Raw genomic sequence first — 18,636 nt, forward strand, 5'->3', positions numbered from 1 at the left:
GGCAAAGAGCGGGCGAACTTTCACGAGTTCGCCCGCTCTCGTTCATACCGGCCAGTAACCTGATCGGCCGTGACCAGTAGACAGAGATCAGCCGAGAGCAACTCCCTGTCCCCGCGCCGCCGTACGGTCGTCAAGGCCGCGGCGGCCACCGCTGTCCTCGCCGCTCCGCTCGCCGCCGCCCTGCCGGCCCGAGCCGCCGACGAGGCTCCCGCCTTCCTGCACGGCGTCGCCTCCGGCGACCCGCTCCCGGACGGCATCCTGCTGTGGACCCGGGTGACCCCGACCGCCGAGGCCGTGCCCGGTTCCGGGCTCGGCCCGGACACCGAGGTCGGCTGGGTCGTCGCCAGGGACAAGGCCTTCACGACCGTCGTCGCCAAGGGTTCCGTCACCGCGACCGCCGCCTCCGACCACACGGTCAAGGCGGACGTCCGCGGCCTCGCGCCCGCGACCGACTACTGGTTCCGCTTCTCGGCCGGCGGCACCGAGTCCCCGGCGGCGCGCACCCGCACCGCGCCGGCGTCGGACGTGGCCGTCGCGAACCTCCGCTTCGGCGTGGTCTCCTGCGCCAACTGGGAGGCCGGCTACTTCTCCTCGTACCGCCACCTCGCGGCCCGCGGCGACCTGGACGCCTGGCTGCACCTGGGCGACTACATCTACGAGTACGGCACCGGCGACTACGGCACGCGCGACACCGTCGTACGACAGCACGCGCCGGCCCACGAGATCCTCACCCTCGCCGACTACCGGATCCGGCACGGCAAGTACAAGACGGACCCGGACCTGAAGGCCCTGCACGCGGTCGCCCCGGTCGTCGCGATCTGGGACGACCACGAGTTCGCCAACGACGCCTGGTCGGGCGGCGCCGAGAACCACACCGAGGGCGCGGAGGGCGCCTGGTCGGCCCGTCAGGCGGCCGCCAAGCAGGCCTACTTCGAGTGGATGCCGGTGCGCCCGGCGATCGCGGGCACCACCTACCGGCGGCTGCGGTTCGGCAAGCTCGCCGACCTCTCGCTGCTCGACCTGCGGTCCTTCCGCTCACAGCAGGCCGCCGTGGGCAACGGCTCGGTGGACGACCCGGACCGCACGATCACCGGCCGCGCGCAACTGGACTGGCTCAAGGCGGGGCTGAAGTCCTCCGACACGACCTGGCGGCTGGTCGGCAACTCCGTGATGATCTCGCCGTTCGCGATCGGCTCGCTCTCCGCCGACCTGCTGAAGCCGCTCGCCGAGCTGCTGGGCCTGCCGAAGGAGGGCCTCGCCCTCAACCCCGACCAGTGGGACGGCTACACGGACGACCGTCGCGAACTGCTGGCCCACCTGCGCTCCAACGCCATCCGCAACACCGTCTTCCTGACCGGCGACATCCACATGGCGTGGGCCAACGACGTACCGGTTGACGCCGGCACCTATCCGCTGTCGGCCTCCGCCGCCACGGAGTTCGTGGTCACCTCGGTGACCTCCGACAACCTCGACGACCTGCTGAAGGTCCCCGAGGGCACGGTCACCGCGCTCGCCGCTCCGGTCATCCAGGTCGCCAACCGGCACGTCCACTGGGTCGACACCGACCGCCACGGCTACGGCGTCCTGGACATCACCGCCGACCGGGCGCAGATGGACTACTACGTGCTGTCCGACAAGACCAAGGCGAACGCGACCTCGTCCTGGGCGCGTTCGTACCGCACGCGGACCGGCACACAGAAGGTCGAGCGGACGTACACCCCCGTCTAGAGCGTCTCGAGGAAGCCGAGGGCCACCCGCCAGGTGGCCTCGGCGGCCTCCTCGTCGTAGTCCGGGAGGCCGGGGTCGGTGTAGAGATGACCGGCCCCGGCGTATCGGTAGATCTCGACGTCGGCGCCGGTGCGGCCCATCTGGAGATACCAGGCGCTCAGCCAGTCGTCGGTCTCGAACGGGTCCGGCTCGGCCACGTGCAGTTGGACCGGCAGCTCGTCCGCGGTCGCGTTCGGCGCGATGTCCGACGTGCCGTGCAGGAGGAGCAGTCCGCGGGCCTTCTCGTCGCCGAGGCCGAGGGTCTGCGCGATCGAGGCGCCGAGCGAGAAGCCGGAGTAGACGAGACCGCGGTCGGAGTACGGCGCGGCGGCCAGGACGGCCCGCTTGAGCAGTTCGTCCTTGCCGATCTCCGCGTTGAAGGCCATGCCCTCCTCGACCGTCTCGAACGTGCGCCCCTCGAAGAGGTCCGGCGTCCACACCTCGTGCCCGGCCTCCCGCAGCCGGTCGGCGGCCTGACGGACGGCGGGCCTGAGGCCGTAGGTCGAGTGAAAGAGCATGATGTTCATGAGGCCATGGTGCCAGCCTGCACCGACAGCGCCGTTTCGCGGGCGTGCGGGCGGCCGTACCCACTTCGCGGCCGAAGTCACATGTTCATGCCCCGCCCGGGCCGGTTAGGTTCGGGGTCATGGAGAACGTACTCCGGCCACTGATCGTGGTCGGTGGCTCGGTGCTGGTCACACTGGTGATCGGCTGGGCCACCGACCTTCTGCTGCGCAAGGCCGACGCACGCCACAGCGAGACCCCGATGTGGGGGCTGCTGCGCCGTGGTCGCATCCCCTACATGCTCGTGCTGTGCGCGGCGATGCTGAGAGGGGCGTACGACGAGGCGAGGGTGCTGGAGCGGCACAGCGCCGGCATCGGGCAGACGCTGACGCTGGTCCTGATCGGGGCGACCGCCTGGCTGGTGATCCGGATCGCCGCGGCCATAGTGGAGACGACGTACACCCGTTACGCGCGCGCCCACCACGACGCCGCCCGGGTCCGCCGGGTGCGCACCCAAGTGACGCTGATCATGCGGGTGGTCGCCGCGACCGTCGGGGTGGTGGCGGTGGCCGCGATGCTGCTGACGTTCCCCGCGATGCGCGCGGCCGGTGCCTCGCTGCTGGCCTCCGCCGGAATCCTCGGCATCGTCGCCGGTGTCGCCGCCCAGTCGACGCTCAGCAACATGTTCGCCGGGCTGCAGATCGCCTTCGGTGACATGGTGCGCATCGGCGACACCGTGGTGGTGGACGGCGAGTGGGGCACGGTCGAGGAGATCACGCTGACCTTCCTGACGGTACGGACCTGGGACGAGCGCCGGATCACCATGCCGGTGTCGTACTTCACCTCGAAGCCGTTCGAGAACTGGTCCCGCGGCACCCCGCAGATGACCGGCATCGTCTTCTGGCACGTCGATCACACGGCCCCGGTGGAGCTGATGCGCGAGCGGCTGCGGGACATCCTGCGCGGGTGTCCGGCCTGGGACGGCCGCGCCTACGGCCTCGACGTCACCGACACCACCCCGAACACCATGCAGGTACGGGCCCTGGTGACCGCCAAGGACGCCGACGACATCTGGACGGTACGGGTCACGGTCCGCGAGCAGATGCTCCGCTGGCTGACCGAAAACCATCCGTACGCGCTCCCCCGCGTCAACACGGCGGACGCGGTCGTACGGCCACGCGGCGGCCCCTCCTCCAACGGCAACAGCAACGGCAACGGCACGGCCACCCGCCGGGCCCACGAGTCCCCACGGACGGGGCGGGGCTGACGGTCCGTCCCGGGCCGGTGCCCGCACCGGCCCGGGGGCGCGGGGCCGTGTCCCTGTGCGGCTGCCGCGGCGTGGGCGCGCCCCGCCACGACGGACCGCGCCCGCCCACCGTCAATGCCCCCGCTCAGCCCCACCGTTGACCTGCACGACCTGCGAAGTCACATGCCCCGCCCCCGGGGACGCCAGCCAATGAAGCGTCGCGGCGACATCCCCCGGCATCCCGGCCCGCCCGTTCGACGTGTCGTTGACGAGCCGTTCCCGCCGAGCGGGATCAATGGCCCCGCCGAAGAACTCCGTGTCCTCGATGTACCCCGGCGCGACCACGTTCGCGGTGATCCCCCGCGGCCCCAACTCGCGCGCGAGATCATGGGCGTACGGGTGCAGCCCCGCCTTGGCCGCCCCGTACGCCCCGCTCCCGGACCCCCGGTACGCGGCGATGGAGCTCACGAACAGCACCCGCCCGCCCGGCGAGGCGAGCCGCTCCTTCAGCCCCTCGGTGAGCAGTGCCGCGGTCAGGAGATTGAGCCGGAAGTTCACGGTCCAGTTGTGCGCGACGGCGTCGAGCGGATCGGAGCTGTCGACGTGCGGCTCGAGCTGCCCGGTACCCCCGGCGCTGTGGATCAGCACGTCCACGGCCCCGAGTTCACGCTCCACGAACCCGACGACCCCGCGCACCTGGTCGACGTCACCGAGATCGGCGGCGTACGTCAGAGCGCCTGGCACCCCGGCGTTCCCGAGCACCTCGGCACGCCGGCCGAGCAGCAGCACCCGGTCCCCTTCCGCGGCGAACACCTGCGCCGCCGCGAGTCCGATTCCCGTACCGCCACCGCTGATCACCACGTTGCGAGCCATGACCGCAGCCTACAAACGCCCGGTCGGCGAGCTCACCCCGGTTTCCGCACCTTCACCGCAAACTCCGAACGTCCAGATGCCGCAGCACCCGGTCCACGATCTCGGGATCGGCCCCGGGCTCGCTCCGCGCCGCCAGCACCTCGTGCCGCGCCGCGCTGAGCATCTCGCCGTGGATGCGCCGCGCCCGCTTGAGCCGCCGTCGGGCCTCGCGCCGCTCCTCGTCCCCCATCTCGGGAGAGATCCGCACACCGATCTCGAACGCGCGCCGCAGCATCTGCTCCGACAACTCCTCGGGCAGTTCCTCCACGTTCTCGATCTCCCGCAGCCGCTTCTTGGCCGCCTTCGCCGCCCGGACCGCGAGGATCTTCTCGAACTCCATCTCCCGCTCGCTGTCGGACCGCACCCCCAGCCGCTTCACCAGCCACGGCAGGGTCAGCCCCTGCAGCACGAGCGTCGCCATGATCACCCCGAACGCGATGAACACGATCTCGTCCCGGTCGGGGAAGGCCGCCCCCGAGTCGGTCTCCAGCGGGATGGCCAGCGCCAGCGCCACGGACGCCACGCCCCGCATCCCGGACCACCACATGACGACGGTCTCCCGCCATCCCATCGGGATCTCCTCGTCTATGTCCCGCTTGGCGTGCAGGCGTTTGGTGAGCCAGGTCGCCGGCAACAGCCACAGCAGCCGTACGAGCACCACCACGGCCACGATCGCGGCGGCCCAACCGAGCATCTCGCCCCAGCGTCCGGACGCGGTCCGGATCGCGTTGTGCAGTTCGAGTCCGATGAGCCCGAAGGCAACGCCGGTCACGAGCGTGTCGACGATGTCCCAGAAGGTGTGCCCGGCGAGCCGGGTCATCACGTCGTCGGCGTCGGTGGCGTACTCGGCGATGAACAGGGCGGTGGTCAGCACCGCGAGCACACCGGAGCCGTGAAGCTCCTCGGCGAGCACGTAGGAGGCGTACGGCACGAGTACCGTCAGCCCGATCTGGAGCGTGGCGTCACCCAGCAGATCCATCAGCTTGTTGGCCCCCCAGCCCAGCGCGAGCCCCACGGCGACGGCGACCACCGCGGAGAGCACCAGCTCGAAGACGGCCTTCCCGGCCGTGAACGAGCCGCTGACGGCTGCGGCGACCGCCACGTGGTAGAGCACGATCGCCGTCACGTCGTTGAAGAGCCCCTCGCCCTCCAGGATGGACACCAGCCTCCGGGGCAGCCCGAGTTGGCCTGCCACGGCGGTGGCGGCGACCGGGTCGGGCGGCGCGACCAGCGCGCCGAGCGCGACGGCGGCGGCGATCGGCAGTCCCGGCACGATCGCCTGGGCGACGACGGCGACGCACAGCGTGGTGACGAACACGAGCGCGACGGCCAGCAGGAAGATCGGCCGCTTGTTGGCCGCGAACTGCCGCCACGACGTCCGACGCACCGCCGCGTAGAGCAACGGCGGCAACAGGATGGGCAGAATCAGATCGGGTGGAATATCGACATTCGGTACGAAGTCCAGTACCGCGAGCACGATCCCGAGCAACGTCATCAGCACCGGCGCCGGCAATCCGAACCGGTCTCCCACCGGGACACTGATCAGAGCCCCCAGCAGCAACACGAACAACAGGGCCAACTGATCCACGGTCAGAACTCCGGGCAGATCGACAAATCTACGGTCACTTCAGTCTGCCCGCTTCACGCCCAGACCTTCCCGACCGCCGCTCGTCCTCTCCCGTCGGCGCGCATTGCGACCGTCAGAGAACCCGCCGCATGGCCCGATGCGGTATCCCCGCGTCCGGAAACTCCGGCCCGTACGCCACGTACCCGAGCCGCTCGTAGAACCCCAGCGCATGCGTCTGCGCATGCAGATCCACGGCCACGAGCCCACGCGCGCGTGCCGCGTCCTCGACGGCCCGCACGAGAGCCGCTCCCACCCCGAGTCCGCGCGCCGCCTGTGTCACGGCGAGCCGCCCCAACGAGCCCACGGTCACGTCACCGCCGGTCTTCCCGGCCGCGGCCTCTCCGTGCAGCAGCCGCCCGGTCCCGAGCGGCACCCCGTCCTCCCGCACGGCCAGCACATGCACCGCCACGGCGTCGTAGACGTCGTACTCGATGTCCTCCGGCACGCCCTGCTCGCCGACGAAGACCTCCTTGCGCACCGTGAAGCAGGCCTCACGGTCTGCGGGGTCCTCGGCGACCCGCACCACGTACGCGTGCGTGCTCACCCGTAGGTCTCCTCACGCACCAGGTCCAGGGCCTGCTGCAGATCCTCCGGATAGTCGCTCGCGAACTCCACCCACTCTCCGTCCCCGGGGTGCTCGAAGCCCAGCCGCACGGCGTGCAGCCACTGCCGGGTCAGCCTCAGCCGCTTGGCGAGCGTCGGGTCGGCGCCGTACGTCAGGTCGCCGACGCAGGGATGGCGGTGGGCCGCCATGTGGACACGGATCTGGTGGGTGCGCCCGGTCTCCAGCTTCACATCGAGCAGGGAGGCCGCACGGAATGCCTCGATGAGGTCGTAGTGCGTCACGGACGGCTTGCCCTCGGCCGTGACCGCCCACTTGTAGTCGTGCTGGGGGTGGCGGCCGATGGGTGCGTCGATGGTGCCGCTGGTCGGGTCCGGGTGGCCCTGGACGAGCGTGTGGTACCGCTTGTCGACGGTGCGCTCCTTGAACTGCCGCTTGAGCGAGGTGTACGCCCGCTCCGACTTGGCCACCACCATCAGTCCCGAGGTGCCCACGTCGAGGCGGTGCACGATGCCCTGGCGCTCGGCGGCACCGGAGGTCGAGATGCGGTACCCGGCGGCGGCGAGCCCGCCGATCACGGTCGTCCCGGTCCAGCCGGGGCTGGGGTGCGCGGCGACACCGACCGGCTTGACGATCACGACGATGTCGTCGTCGTCATGGACGATCTCCATGCCCTCGACCGGCTCGGCGACGAGCTGCACCGGCGCGGCCGCCTGTGGCATCTCGACCTCCAGCCAGGCCCCGCCGTGCACCCGCTCGGACTTCCCGACCACCGACCCGTCGACCGTGACCTTCCCCGCGGCGGCGATCTCGGCCGCCTTGGTCCGGGAGAAGCCGAACATGCGGGAGATGGCGGCGTCGACGCGCTCGCCCTCCAGGCCGTCGGGCACGGGCAGGGTACGGATCTCGGGAACGGTGCTCACCCGTCGAGTATGCCGGACACCACCGACAGCCCCGACCGGCGCCTGTGGATCACTCCTTGTGGACGGTGCCGTCGGGGTCGAGTCCCTTGAACGACAGCAGCACGATCAGGATGCCGCCGCACACGATCGCCGAGTCGGCGAGGTTGAAGACGGCGAAGTGCTTGGGCGCGATGAAGTCGACGACCGCGCCCTCGAACACGCCCGGGGAGCGGAAGATCCGGTCGGTGAGGTTGCCGAACGCGCCGCCGAGCAGCAGACCGAGCGCGATCGCCCAGGGCAGGCTGTAGAGCTTGCGGGCGAGGCGGGCGATGACCACGATCACCGCCGCCGCGATCACCGTGAAGATCACGGTGAAGGCCTCACCGAAGCCGAAGGCCGCGCCCGCGTTGCGGATCGCCTCGAACCTCAGCCAGTCCCCGACGATCTCGATCGGCTCGTGGTGCTCCAGTTTGGCGACCACGATCATCTTGCTGACCAGGTCGAGGGCGTACGCGAAGGCGGCCACCGTGAACAGCACGGCGATACGGCGCCTGCCCCTGGGCAGCGCCGTCTGGTCCTGCTCCGGTTCGGCCCCCGCCGCCTCTGGGGTATCCGGCGTACCGATGATGCGCTCCGCCTCTGTCACGTGAGTCCCTCGACCTAGATACCTGACTGAGGACGAGGGTACGACACGCCTCCAAGGACCCTCAGTACCGGCGTTCCTGCTTCTGCTTGCACTCCACGCACAGGGTCGCGCGCGGGAATGCCTGCATGCGCGCCTTGCCGATGGGGTTGCCGCAGTTCTCGCACAGGCCGTAGGTGCCGGCGTCGAGCCGCCCCAGAGCGCGTTCGGTCTGGATGAGCATCTCGCGCGCGTTGGCCGCGAGGGCCATCTCGCTCTCCCGCGTGATGTTCTTGGTCCCGGTGTCGGCCTGGTCGTCGCCGGCGCCGTCGCCGGAGTCCCGCATGAGCCCGACCAGGGACTCCTCCGAGGTGGTGATCTCGGTACGGAGCCGCAGGGCCTCGGCCGTGAGCTCGGCGCGCGCCTCGGCGACCTCTTCGGGCGTCCACGGGTCCTCACCAGGACGCACCGCGAGCTCTCCGGGCTCCACCGCGGAGACACGCGCGTTGGGTAGGGCGGTCTTCGCCGCCGTGGCCGTACCAGGAGTCTTCTTCGCAACCACTGTCGTGGCTCCCGTCTGCTTCGCGGCCTCGGCCGCGCCCGCCTTCTTGGCCGTGCTCTTCCTGGCCGCCCTCTTGGTGAGGGTGTTCTTCCCGGAGGTGCCCTGCCCGGCGTCCCCCTGCGGGGCACCGGCCTCCGTGGCGGCCTTCTCCTCGGCCGCGATGTCCTGCGCGGCCGTCTTCCTCCCCGCGCCCTTGGCCGCGCGCTTGGTCGCGGCCGTGTCCTTCACTGCGGATTCCTTGGCGACCGCCTTCTCCGTCACCGCTTCCTTGGCGGCCGCCTTCTTGGTACTGGCCTTCTCTGTGACCGCCTTCTCGGTCACCGCTTCCTTGGTGGCGGCTTTCTTCGTGGCCGCCTTCTTCGTAGCCGCCTTCTTCGTAGCCGCTTCCTTCGTGGCGGCCTTCTTCGTCACCGCTTTCTTGGTGGCTGTGGCTGTCTTCTTCGTGGCCGCCTTCTTCGCGGCGGAGGCTTTCTTGGCGACCGACTTCTTGGCGGCCGCCGCCTTCTTCGGCGTCGAGGCCTTCTTCGTGACAGAGGTCTTGCCGACGCCCTTGGTGACGTCTGCCGTCCCGCCGGCAGGCGCCTCGGCCGCGGGTCTCCCGGCCGAGGCCTCCTCCGCGGCCGTCCGGCCGCCGGGAGCCGCCGTGGCCTTCTTGGCGCCGCTCGCCTTCCGGGGCGCCGCCTTCTTCGCCACGGCCTTCTCGCCACCCGCGCGAGTGCTCTTGACGGCAGCCTTCTTCGCGACGCTCTTCGCCGCCGCTCCGACGGCCTTCACGGCCTTGGCGGCCGCGCCCTTGGCCTCGCCGCCGGAGGCACGGGCATGGGTGGACCGGCCCGACGCCGACTGCTGTACGGCGGTCTTCTTCGCCACCATGCCGCGGCCCCTTCACATATTGTGATCTTGCTCGCGAATCGTGCTGGGACGATAAATCGACTTCAGTCCCGCGGCAACGGGGCACGCCGCCCGATTCGCCCGCCCCGCGCGCGCGGGGCGGGAAGCATGCATGCGTTGTGCCCAGCTCCCCGCCAGGTAATCCGCCGGACCGTCCGTCCCGGAATCCGAACAGCCGTGCCGCTCCATTCGGGTCACTCCGTGCCCTACGGCGGCCTCCGCGTCCGGCCCCGGAAATCCGGTCGGCCACTGTCCCCGGGGCGCCGTACACTGGGCGGAGCGAAAAGCGTGGATGGGGACGAGTAGCGGCGTACGCAGCCCAGAGCGACCCGGGGACGGTGGAAGCCCGGGGGCGAGCGCGACGTGAAGATCACCCCGGAGCCGCCGGAAGAAAGCCTTGGATCAGTGGGCTCCGCCCACGGGCCACCAGGGCCGGTAGACCCGGCATCGCGACCCCAATGAGGGGGCTCACCGACGCACACCAGGCGTCGGCGGGCCAAGGAGGGTGGTACCGCGGGAGCGCGCCGAAACCGGCGCAGGGGCTCTCGTCCCTCCGGACGGAAGGCAGCAAGTCCGCCGGAGGAAGCTCGCTGATGACAACGCCGACGTACCGCCAGGTGCCCGCCCAGGTCGACCTGCCCGCGCTCGAGCACGCGGTGCTCGACTTCTGGCGCGAGCAGAAGATCTTCGCCAAGAGCCTGGAGCAGTCCGAGGGCCGCCCCGAGTGGGTGTTCTACGAGGGCCCGCCCACCGCCAACGGCATGCCCGGCGCCCACCACATCGAGGCGCGCGTCTTCAAGGACGTCTTCCCTCGCTTCCGCACCATGCGCGGCTACCACGTGGCCCGCAAGGCGGGCTGGGACTGTCACGGCCTGCCGGTGGAGCTGGCGGTCGAGAAGGAGCTCGGCTTCACCGGCAAGAAGGACATCGAGGCGTACGGCATCGCCGAGTTCAACGCCAAGTGCCGCGAGTCCGTGACCCGCCACACCGACGCCTTCGAGGCGCTCACGACCCGCATGGGCTACTGGACCGACCTCCACGACCCCTACCGCACGATGGACCCGGAGTACATCGAGTCCGTCTGGTGGTCGCTCAAGGAGATCTTCAACAAGGGCCTGCTGGTCCAGGACTACCGCGTGGCCCCCTGGTGCCCCCGCGACGAGACGGGCCTGTCGGACCACGAGCTGGCGCAGGGCTACGAGACGATCGTCGACCCTTCCGTGTACGTCCGTTTCCCGCTCACCTCCGGTCCGCTCGCCGGCCAGGCCGCGCTCCTGGTCTGGACGACGACCCCCTGGACGCTGGTGTCCAACACGGCCGTGGCCGCGCACCCCGAGGTCACCTACGTCGTCGCGACCAACGGTGAGGAGAAGCTCGTCGTCGCCGAGCCGCTGCTCGCCAAGGCGCTCGGCGAGGGCTGGGAGACCACCGGCGAGTCCTTCACCGGCGCCGAAATGGAGCGCTGGACCTATCAACGTCCGTTCGAGCTCGTGGAGTTCCCGGAGCCGGCCCATTACGTGGTCAACGCCGAGTACGTCACGACCGAGGACGGTACGGGCCTGGTCCACCAGTCCCCCGCGTTCGGTGAGGACGACCTCAAGGTCTGCCGCGCCTACGGCCTGCCCGTCGTGAACCCCGTGCGCCGCGACGGCACGTTCGAGGAGGACGTCCCCCTGGTCGGCGGCGTCTTCTTCAAGAAGGCGGACGAAAAGCTCACCGAGGACCTCCAGCAGCGCGGCCTCCTCTTCAAGCACATCCCGTACGAGCACAGCTATCCCCACTGCTGGCGCTGCCACACCGCGCTCCTCTACTACGCGCAGCCGTCCTGGTACATCCGCACCACGGCCGCCAAGGACCGCCTCCTCCAGGAGAACGAGAACACCAACTGGTTCCCGGAGACGGTGAAGCACGGCCGCTTCGGCGACTGGCTGCAGAACAACATCGACTGGGCGCTGTCCCGCAACCGCTACTGGGGCACTCCGCTGCCGATCTGGCGCTGCGAGGACGACCACCTCACCGTCGTGGGCTCCCGCGCGGAGCTCACCGAGCTGACCGGCACGGACCACTCCGACCTGGACCCGCACCGCCCGTTCATCGACGAGGTCACCTTCGCGTGCCCCCAGTGCCAGAAGACGGCCACGCGCGTGCCGGAGGTCATCGACGCCTGGTACGACTCGGGTTCGATGCCGTTCGCGCAGTGGGGCTACCCGTACAAGAACAAGGAGCTGTTCGAGTCCCGCTACCCGGCGCAGTTCATCAGCGAGGCCATCGACCAGACCCGGGGCTGGTTCTACACGCTGATGGCCGTGGGCACCCTGGTCTTCGACAAGTCGTCGTACGAGAACGTCGTCTGCCTCGGTCACATCCTCGCCGAGGACGGCCGCAAGATGTCCAAGCACCTGGGCAACACCCTGGAGCCGATCCCCCTGATGGACCGGCACGGCGCGGACGCGGTGCGCTGGTTCATGGCGGCCGGCGGCTCCCCGTGGGCGGCCCGTCGCGTGGGCCACGGCACGATCCAGGAGGTCGTCCGCAAGACGCTCCTGACGTACTGGAACACGGTTGCCTTCCAGGCCCTGTACGCCCGTACGTCGAACTGGGCGCCCAGCGAGGCGGACCCGGCCCCGGCCGACCGCCCGGTCCTGGACCGCTGGCTGCTGTCCGAACTGCACGCGCTGACCGACCAGGTGACCCAGTCCCTGGAGTCGTACGACACCCAGCGCGCCGGCAAGCTCCTGTCGGCGTTCGTCGACGACCTGTCCAACTGGTACGTACGCCGGTCCCGGCGCCGCTTCTGGCAGGGCGACAAGGCCGCGCTGCGCACGCTGCACGAGGTCGTCGAGACGGTCACCAAGCTGATGGCCCCGCTGACCCCGTTCATCACCGAGCGGGTCTGGCAGGACCTGGTCGTGCCGGTCTCCCCCGGCGTCCCGGAGTCCGTGCACCTGGCGTCCTGGCCGGAGGCGGATCTGTCCGCCATCGACCCGGAGCTGTCGAAGCAGATGGTCCTGGTGCGCCGGCTCGTCGAGCTGGGCCGTGCCACGCGCGCGGAGTCGGGTGTGAAGACCCGTCAGCCGCTGTCCCGGGCGCTCATCGCCGCGACCGGCTTCGGCTCCCTCGACCGTGAACTGCACGCGCAGATCACGGAGGAGCTCAACGTGAGCGCGCTCGCCTCCCTCAGCGAGGTCGGCGGCAGCCTGGTCGACACCACGGCGAAGGCCAACTTCCGCGCTCTCGGCAAGCGTTTCGGCAAGCGCGTCCAGGACGTGGCCAAGGCCGTCGCGGGCGCCGACGCGGCCGCGCTCTCCCTCGCCCTGCGCGAGGGCACGGCGTCGGTCGAGGTCGACGGCGAGACGATCACGCTCGCCCCCGATGAGGTGATCATCACGGAGACCCCGCGCGAGGGCTGGTCGGTGGCGTCCGACTCCGGTGCGACGGTGGCGCTGGACCTGGAGATCACGGAGGAACTCCGTCAGGCGGGCCTGGCCCGTGACGCGATCCGTCTGATCCAGGAGGCCCGCAAGAACAGCGGCCTCGACGTGGCCGACCGTATCGCGCTCCGCTGGACGGCCACGGACCCGGCCGTGATCGCGGCTCTGTCCGAGCACACGCCCCTGATCGCCGACGAGGTCCTGGCCACGGACTTCGCCCAGGGTGAGGCGGACGACACCTACGGCACCCCGTTCACCGACGAGGGCCTGTCCCTGACGTTCCGCCTGCGCAAGGCGTAACCGGCGAGAGCGAAGGCCCGGTCCCCAGGAGGGGGCCGGGCCTTCCGCGTCTTGGCGACACTGTGATCAACCCGCGTAAAAGGGCGGGGCCCCGGATCGAAATCCGGGGCCCCGCCCTGAACGCTGCCGACGCCTAAGGCGTACTAGAGGCCGTCAGTTGTCGTCCTCGTCGATGAGGAAGCCACGCATCGGCGAGGGAGCCTGTCCCATCGGACCAGGACCCTGGGGCCGTACCGGCGCCATCGGCTGGGTCATCGCGGGAGACATCTGCTGCTGGCCGCCGTAGGACGGGCCGGCCGGCGAAGGACCGCCGCCCATGCCCTGGTTGCCGCCGTACGACGGCGCGCTCGCACCGGCCGGAGCCATGGAAGGCGCCGGGGACGGCGGCAGCGACGCGGTCGCCGGGGTACGCGGCGGAGCCAGCGAGTCGTCGGCCTGGGTCTCCAGCTGACGCAGCTGCGACTCGAGGTACGACTTCAGACGCGTGCGGTACTCGCGCTCGAAGCCGCGCAGGTCCTCGACCTTGCGCTCCAGCGTGGCGCGGGCGGACTCGAGGGAGCCCATCGCGACACGGTGCTTCTCCTGCGCGTCCCGCTCCAGCGCGTCGGCCTTGGCACGGGCGTCACGCTCAAGACCCTCGGCACGCGAACGAGCCTCGCCGACGATCTTGTTGGCCTCGGAGCGAGCCTCGGCGATCGCCTGGTCGGCGGTCTGCTGGGCCAGCGAGAGGACACGGGCGGCGCTGTCGCCACCGGGGCCCTGACCGGGGCCGCCCATCGGACCGCCCATGGGGCCGCCCATCGGGCCACCCATCTGCTGCTGCATGGGCGGCTGACCGCCCATCTGACCCTGGCCCATGGGGCCCTGGCCCATCTGACCCTGACCCATCGGGCCTTGGCCCATCTGACCCTGGCCCATGGGGCCCTGGCCCATCTGACCCTGACCCATCTGGCCGGGGCCCTGCGGGCCACCCTGGCCACCGCCGGGACCGGCGGGCAGCTGCGGAGCACCACTCGGCAGCTGGGGCGGGCCACCCATGGGGCCGCCCATCTGCTGCTGCGGCGGACCGGATATGCCGGCGGGCACCGGAGCGCCGGGACCTGGGCCGCGCATGCCCTGCTGCGGCATTCCCTGTCCGGGCATGCCACCCTGCTGCTGGTCCTGCTGCTCCGGGGGCTTGCGCATGTTCTGCTGGTTCTGGGCAGCAGCACGCGTCGCCGCGGCCAGCTTGGCGCGCAGGTCCTCGTTCTCGCGCAACAGGCGCGTCAGTTCGGCTTCGACCTCGTCGAGGAAGGCATCGACCTCGTCCTCGTCATAGCCTTCTCGGAGGCGGACGGTCGTGAACTGCTTGTTCCGCACGTCCTCGGGGGTCAACGGCATCTCTTCACCTCAACGTAGTCATCGGCAGTCGGCAAGACCGTATCGTCCACAGTCACCTCGCCAGGTTTCCCGTGATGGAGATGAGGATGTAGACGATGATCATCAGCACGAAGAAGGACAGGTCGAGCGCCACGCCCCCGAGACGCAGCGGCGGGATGAACCGCCGCAGAAGCTTCAACGGTGGATCGGTGACAGTGTAGGTGGCCTCCAGAACGACCACCATCGCCTTGCCGGGTTGCCACGAGCGGGCGAACTGGAAGACGTAGTCCATGACCAACCGGAAGATGAGCACGATGAGGAACACCATCAGCGCGATGTAGATCACCTGCGCGAACACGCTCATGGTCTGTCTTTCCCTCTCCCCTGTTCCGTACTTCGTTCCGGTTGTGCTTCTCAGCTCTGGTTGAAGAACCCGCCCTCTGCGATGCGGGCCTTGTCCTCCGCCGTGACATCGACGTTAGCAGGCGACAACAGGAACACCTTCTGCGTCACCCGCTCGATGCTGCCGTGAAGACCAAACACCAAACCGGCCGCAAAGTCGACAAGTCGCTTGGCGTCTGTGTCATCCATCTCAGTCAGATTCATGATCACCGGGGTGCCCTCACGGAAGTGTTCCCCGATGGTACGGGCCTCGTTGTAGGTCCGAGGGTGAAGCGTGGTGATCCGGTAAGGCTCTCGTTCCGACACGACCTTGGGCATGATCACCGGTGCGTTCTTCTCCAGGCTTGCGCGCTCTTGTGTGATGGATGCCACGGGCGCGATACGCGCGGGACGCACCGATTCCGCGGCCGGCGAAGTGGATCGGGGCACGGAGTCGCGCGGCACCGAGGACTGCACAACTCTGACCGATTCATCCCTTTCGGGCTGAAGTACCTGATGTGACTGGTGAGACGGCTCATGCCGTCGGCGGTCCCGCTCGGGCTCCGGGTCGAGTTCCGGTTCGAAGTCGTCGTCGGGGTCGAAACCGCGGCCGTCGTACCCATCGTCCTCCACGAGGCCGAGGTAGACCGCCATCTTGCGCATCGCGCCGGCCATTCTCTGAGTCCTCCGCTCTGTGGTGGATCGGCTGACGACTGCCAAGTGCCCGCGATCCACGAGGTCGTTATGACCGCCTTTCGGCGGAAATGACCATATTTTCTGCTGTGGTCCGACTTCTTGGCGACGTTACCCGAGCCTGGGGCGGACTCCGAGTACCGCGGTGCCGACGCGCACATGTGTCGCCCCTGCCGCCACGGCCTGTTCGAGGTCCGCACTCATCCCTGCCGAGACCATGTTCGCAGCCTGATGGACTCGGCGCAGGTCCGTCGACAAATCCATCAACCGCTCGAACGCCGCCTGTTCGCGTCCCGCGTACTCCCCGGTGAGCGGAGCGACGGTCATCAACCCGTCGAGCCGCAACCCCGGAGCCCGGGCCACGAGATCGGCCAACTCCGCGATTCCGCCTGGCGCCACGCCACCCCGCTCCCCTCGCTCGCTCGATCCGGCGTCGAGCGCGACCTGGATGAGACATCCCACTTCACGCCCGGCCTTCACGGCCTCCTTCGAAAGGGCCGTCACCAACTTGGAACGATCGACAGACTGCACGAGATCCGCGTAACCAACCACAGATCGCACCTTGTTGGTCTGCAATTGACCAACAAAGTGCCAAGTAAGCGGCAGATCCGAACATTCGGCGGCCTTGGGGGCCGCGTCCTGGTCCTTGTTCTCGGCGACATGACGCACGCCGAGCTCCGAGAGCATCCGCACATCGCTCGCGGGATAGGTCTTGGTGACCACGATGAGGGTCACCTCCTCCCGCGCCCGGCCGGCGGCCGCGCACGCGGCGGCGATGCGCTGCTCCACCTTCGCCAGATTTGCGGCGAGTTCATCCTTACGGTCCGTCATGCCCTATCAGTCCAGCCAGACATATCCCGCGAGTCGCCCCGTGGTGCGATCGCGGCGATACGAGAAGTGGTCGCCCGACTCCAGCGTGCACACCGGCGACTGCTGCCGGTCGCGCACCCCGAGCCGGTCGAGTTGCGCGTGCACGCCGGCGGTCACGTCGACCGCGGGCGTGCCCCAACTCGTCTCGGAGTGCGCCGCGGGCTCGACGGCGGCGACGTCGGCGCGCATCTCCTCGGGCACCTCGTAGCACCTGCCGCAGACGGCGGGTCCGGTGCGGGCGACGATCCGGGCGGGATCGGCGCCGAGTTCCGTCATCGCGCGTAGCGCGGCGGGGACGATTCCGGCGACCATGCCGGGCCGGCCCGCGTGGGCCGCGGCGGCGATCCCGGCGACCGGGTCGGCGAGCAGCACCGGGGTGCAGTCCGCGGTGAGGACGGCGAGGGCGAGACCGCGTTCGGCGGTGACGATCGCGTCGACCCGAGGCACCGGCCGCTCGCCCCACGGCGCCGAGACCACCACGGCGTCCGCCCCGTGCACCTGGTTCATCCAGACCACCCGGGCGGGATCGATACCCAGCGTCTTGGCGGCCAGTTCGCGATTGGTCCGCACGGCCTCGGGGTCGTCACCGACCGCCCCGCCGAGGTTGAGCTCCTCATACGGAGCGGCGCTCACCCCGCCCCACCGGTCGGTGAAGGCGAAGTGCGCGCCGCTCACGCTCTCGCGCCGTCCTGTCACTTCAGGAAGTCCGGCACGTCCAGTTCCTCGGCCGCGCTGTCGGTGTAGTGCCGCGACGGCGGGACCGGCGGGGCCACCGGAAGGTCGGCGACCGGCTCCGGCGCGGGCTCCGGGTCCTCCTTCGGCGTGACGCTGCCGAGCGAGCCGAAGGACGGGCGGCTCTCGGTCTGCCGTACCGGAGTGGGCTCCTCGCGGCGGGCCGGGTTCGAGGACGAACCCATGACCGTCTCCCGACGGGTCGGCGGCTGCCCCCCGTCGAAGCCGGCGGCGATCACGGTGACGCGAACCTCGTCGCCGAGGGCGTCGTCGATGACCGCACCGAAGATGATGTTGGCCTCCGGATGGGCGGCCTCGCTGACCAACTGAGCCGCTTCGTTGATCTCGAACAGGCCGAGGTCGGAGCCGCCGGAGATGGAGAGCAGCACACCGCGGGCGCCGTCGATGGACGCCTCCAGGAGCGGCGAGGAGATCGCCATCTCGGCGGCGGCCACCGCGCGGTCGTCGCCGCGGGCCGAGCCGATGCCCATGAGCGCCGAACCGGCCTCGGACATGACCGACTTGACGTCGGCGAAGTCGAGGTTGATCAGACCGGGCGTGGTGATGAGGTCGGTGATGCCCTGGACACCGGAGAGCAGGACCTGGTCGGCCGACTTGAAGGCGTCGAGGACGGAGACCTGGCGGTCCGAGATGGACAGCAGTCGGTCGTTGGGGATGACGATGAGGGTGTCGACCTCTTCGCGGAGTTCGGCGATGCCGTCCTCGGCCTGGTTGGCGCGGCGCCGTCCCTCGAAGGTGAACGGGCGCGTGACCACGCCGATGGTGAGGGCGCCCAGGGTGCGTGCGATGTTGGCCACGACGGGCGCGCCGCCGGTGCCGGTGCCGCCGCCTTCGCCGGCCGTCACGAAGACCATGTCGGCCCCCTTGAGGACCTCCTCGATCTCCTCACGGTGGTCCTCGGCCGCCTTGCGGCCCACGGCCGGGTTGGCTCCGGCGCCGAGTCCGCGGGTGAGTTCGCGGCCGACGTCGAGTTTGACGTCGGCGTCGCTCATCAACAGCGCCTGCGCGTCGGTGTTGATGGCGATGAACTCGACGCCCTTGAGACCGACCTCGATCATCCGGTTGATGGCATTGACACCACCGCCGCCGACACCGATGACTTTGATGACTGCGAGGTAGTTCTGCGGTGCTGCCACGTCGAAGGCCTCTCGCCTCGAGTTACGTGTCGCCGAACCAACGGGGCACTGCTGCCTCGCGATCCGTCGACTGATGCCGAATGGGACGGTCCGTAGCGCCGACCCGAACCCTAACGCT

16 protein-coding genes are annotated in these 18,636 nt (G+C 69.9%); 3 read left to right on the forward strand and 13 right to left on the reverse strand.

Going from position 1 to position 18,636, the window contains the following annotated elements; all coding sequences use genetic code 11:
• The first annotated feature begins 69 nt into the window (after window positions 1-69).
• Window positions 70-1,728, forward strand: coding sequence for an alkaline phosphatase (locus tag BFN33_RS29490; protein WP_069763182.1), 1,659 nt, complete (start codon window positions 70-72; stop codon window positions 1,726-1,728).
• On the opposite strand, the gene BFN33_RS29495 is transcribed toward BFN33_RS29490, so the two are convergent.
• Window positions 1,725-2,294, reverse strand: a complete 570-nt coding sequence (locus BFN33_RS29495; protein ID WP_069763183.1) for a dienelactone hydrolase family protein — start codon at window positions 2,292-2,294, stop codon at window positions 1,725-1,727. The genes BFN33_RS29490 and BFN33_RS29495 overlap by 4 nt on opposite strands.
• Window positions 2,295-2,413: 119 nt before the next feature.
• Between BFN33_RS29495 and BFN33_RS29500 the strand changes: the two genes are divergently transcribed.
• Window positions 2,414-3,538 (forward strand): mechanosensitive ion channel family protein, encoded by a 1,125-nt coding sequence (locus tag BFN33_RS29500; protein WP_069763184.1) that lies wholly within the window; start codon window positions 2,414-2,416, stop codon window positions 3,536-3,538.
• 111 nt (window positions 3,539-3,649) lie between these two features.
• On the opposite strand, the gene BFN33_RS29505 is transcribed toward BFN33_RS29500, so the two are convergent.
• The 6 genes from BFN33_RS29505 to BFN33_RS53295 form a co-directional block, all read right to left on the reverse strand.
• Entirely contained in the window at window positions 3,650-4,390 is a 741-nt protein-coding gene (locus BFN33_RS29505) for an SDR family NAD(P)-dependent oxidoreductase (RefSeq protein ID WP_069763185.1), read from the reverse strand.
• Between the two features lie 52 nt (window positions 4,391-4,442).
• Entirely contained in the window at window positions 4,443-6,017 is a 1,575-nt protein-coding gene (locus BFN33_RS29510) for a Na+/H+ antiporter (RefSeq protein WP_069763186.1), read from the reverse strand.
• Window positions 6,018-6,129: 112 nt separating this feature from the next.
• Window positions 6,130-6,600, reverse strand: coding sequence for a GNAT family N-acetyltransferase (locus BFN33_RS29515; protein WP_069763187.1), 471 nt, complete (start codon window positions 6,598-6,600; stop codon window positions 6,130-6,132).
• Window positions 6,597-7,541 (reverse strand): RluA family pseudouridine synthase, encoded by a 945-nt coding sequence (locus BFN33_RS29520; protein WP_069763188.1) that lies wholly within the window; start codon window positions 7,539-7,541, stop codon window positions 6,597-6,599. The genes BFN33_RS29515 and BFN33_RS29520 overlap by 4 nt, the downstream gene beginning before the upstream one ends.
• 49 nt (window positions 7,542-7,590) lie before the next feature.
• On the reverse strand, window positions 7,591-8,166 hold the full coding sequence (gene lspA, locus BFN33_RS29525) for a signal peptidase II (protein ID WP_069763189.1): 576 nt from the start codon (window positions 8,164-8,166) through the stop codon (window positions 7,591-7,593).
• A 61-nt stretch (window positions 8,167-8,227) separates the two neighbouring features.
• The gene (locus BFN33_RS53295) at window positions 8,228-9,577 is read right to left on the reverse strand and encodes a TraR/DksA family transcriptional regulator (RefSeq protein WP_079141062.1); all 1,350 of its coding nucleotides are present in this window, start codon (window positions 9,575-9,577) and stop codon (window positions 8,228-8,230) included.
• Between the two features lie 611 nt (window positions 9,578-10,188).
• Here BFN33_RS53295 and ileS point away from each other — a divergent pair.
• A complete protein-coding gene (gene ileS / locus BFN33_RS29535; RefSeq protein ID WP_069763190.1) occupies window positions 10,189-13,326 on the forward strand; it encodes an isoleucine--tRNA ligase in 3,138 nt (1,045 codons plus the stop codon).
• Window positions 13,327-13,479: 153 nt separating this feature from the next.
• Here ileS and BFN33_RS29540 read toward each other — a convergent pair whose 3' ends face one another.
• From BFN33_RS29540 to ftsZ, 6 genes are all read right to left on the reverse strand, one after another.
• Window positions 13,480-14,706: a DivIVA domain-containing protein gene (locus BFN33_RS29540; RefSeq protein ID WP_069763191.1), complete on the reverse strand. Its 1,227-nt coding sequence runs from the start codon at window positions 14,704-14,706 to the stop codon at window positions 13,480-13,482.
• 52 nt (window positions 14,707-14,758) lie between these two features.
• On the reverse strand, window positions 14,759-15,049 hold the full coding sequence (locus BFN33_RS29545; protein ID WP_057618503.1) for a YggT family protein: 291 nt from the start codon (window positions 15,047-15,049) through the stop codon (window positions 14,759-14,761).
• A 50-nt stretch (window positions 15,050-15,099) separates the two neighbouring features.
• Window positions 15,100-15,741, reverse strand: a complete 642-nt coding sequence (locus BFN33_RS29550; protein ID WP_069763192.1) for a cell division protein SepF — start codon at window positions 15,739-15,741, stop codon at window positions 15,100-15,102.
• 129 nt (window positions 15,742-15,870) lie between these two features.
• The gene (locus tag BFN33_RS29555) at window positions 15,871-16,590 is read right to left on the reverse strand and encodes a YggS family pyridoxal phosphate-dependent enzyme (protein WP_069763193.1); all 720 of its coding nucleotides are present in this window, start codon (window positions 16,588-16,590) and stop codon (window positions 15,871-15,873) included.
• Between the two features lie 6 nt (window positions 16,591-16,596).
• Window positions 16,597-17,325: a peptidoglycan editing factor PgeF gene (gene pgeF, locus BFN33_RS29560; protein ID WP_069763194.1), complete on the reverse strand. Its 729-nt coding sequence runs from the start codon at window positions 17,323-17,325 to the stop codon at window positions 16,597-16,599.
• Window positions 17,322-18,518: a cell division protein FtsZ gene (ftsZ, locus tag BFN33_RS29565; RefSeq protein ID WP_057618507.1), complete on the reverse strand. Its 1,197-nt coding sequence runs from the start codon at window positions 18,516-18,518 to the stop codon at window positions 17,322-17,324. The genes pgeF and ftsZ overlap by 4 nt, the downstream gene beginning before the upstream one ends.
• Window positions 18,519-18,636 lie beyond the last annotated feature (118 nt).

Origin of the sequence: Streptomyces sp. LUP47B (assembly GCF_001746295.1) — a bacterium.
GTDB lineage: Bacteria > Actinomycetota > Actinomycetes > Streptomycetales > Streptomycetaceae > Streptomyces.

What these genes read in the sequence shown, in the direction of transcription:
- BFN33_RS53295 (WP_079141062.1), bottom strand. Translation starts at nt 9,577, where the DNA reads ATGGTGGCGAAGAAGACCGCCGTACAGCAGTCGGCGTCGGGCCGGTCC.
- BFN33_RS29500 (WP_069763184.1), top strand. Translation starts at nt 2,414, where the DNA reads ATGGAGAACGTACTCCGGCCACTGATCGTGGTCGGTGGCTCGGTGCTG.
- ileS (WP_069763190.1), top strand. Translation starts at nt 10,189, where the DNA reads ATGACAACGCCGACGTACCGCCAGGTGCCCGCCCAGGTCGACCTGCCC.
- BFN33_RS29550 (WP_069763192.1), bottom strand. Translation starts at nt 15,741, where the DNA reads ATGGCCGGCGCGATGCGCAAGATGGCGGTCTACCTCGGCCTCGTGGAG.
- BFN33_RS29545 (WP_057618503.1), bottom strand. Translation starts at nt 15,049, where the DNA reads ATGAGCGTGTTCGCGCAGGTGATCTACATCGCGCTGATGGTGTTCCTC.
- BFN33_RS29555 (WP_069763193.1), bottom strand. Translation starts at nt 16,590, where the DNA reads ATGACGGACCGTAAGGATGAACTCGCCGCAAATCTGGCGAAGGTGGAG.
- BFN33_RS29495 (WP_069763183.1), bottom strand. Translation starts at nt 2,294, where the DNA reads ATGAACATCATGCTCTTTCACTCGACCTACGGCCTCAGGCCCGCCGTC.
- BFN33_RS29505 (WP_069763185.1), bottom strand. Translation starts at nt 4,390, where the DNA reads ATGGCTCGCAACGTGGTGATCAGCGGTGGCGGTACGGGAATCGGACTC.
- BFN33_RS29540 (WP_069763191.1), bottom strand. Translation starts at nt 14,706, where the DNA reads ATGCCGTTGACCCCCGAGGACGTGCGGAACAAGCAGTTCACGACCGTC.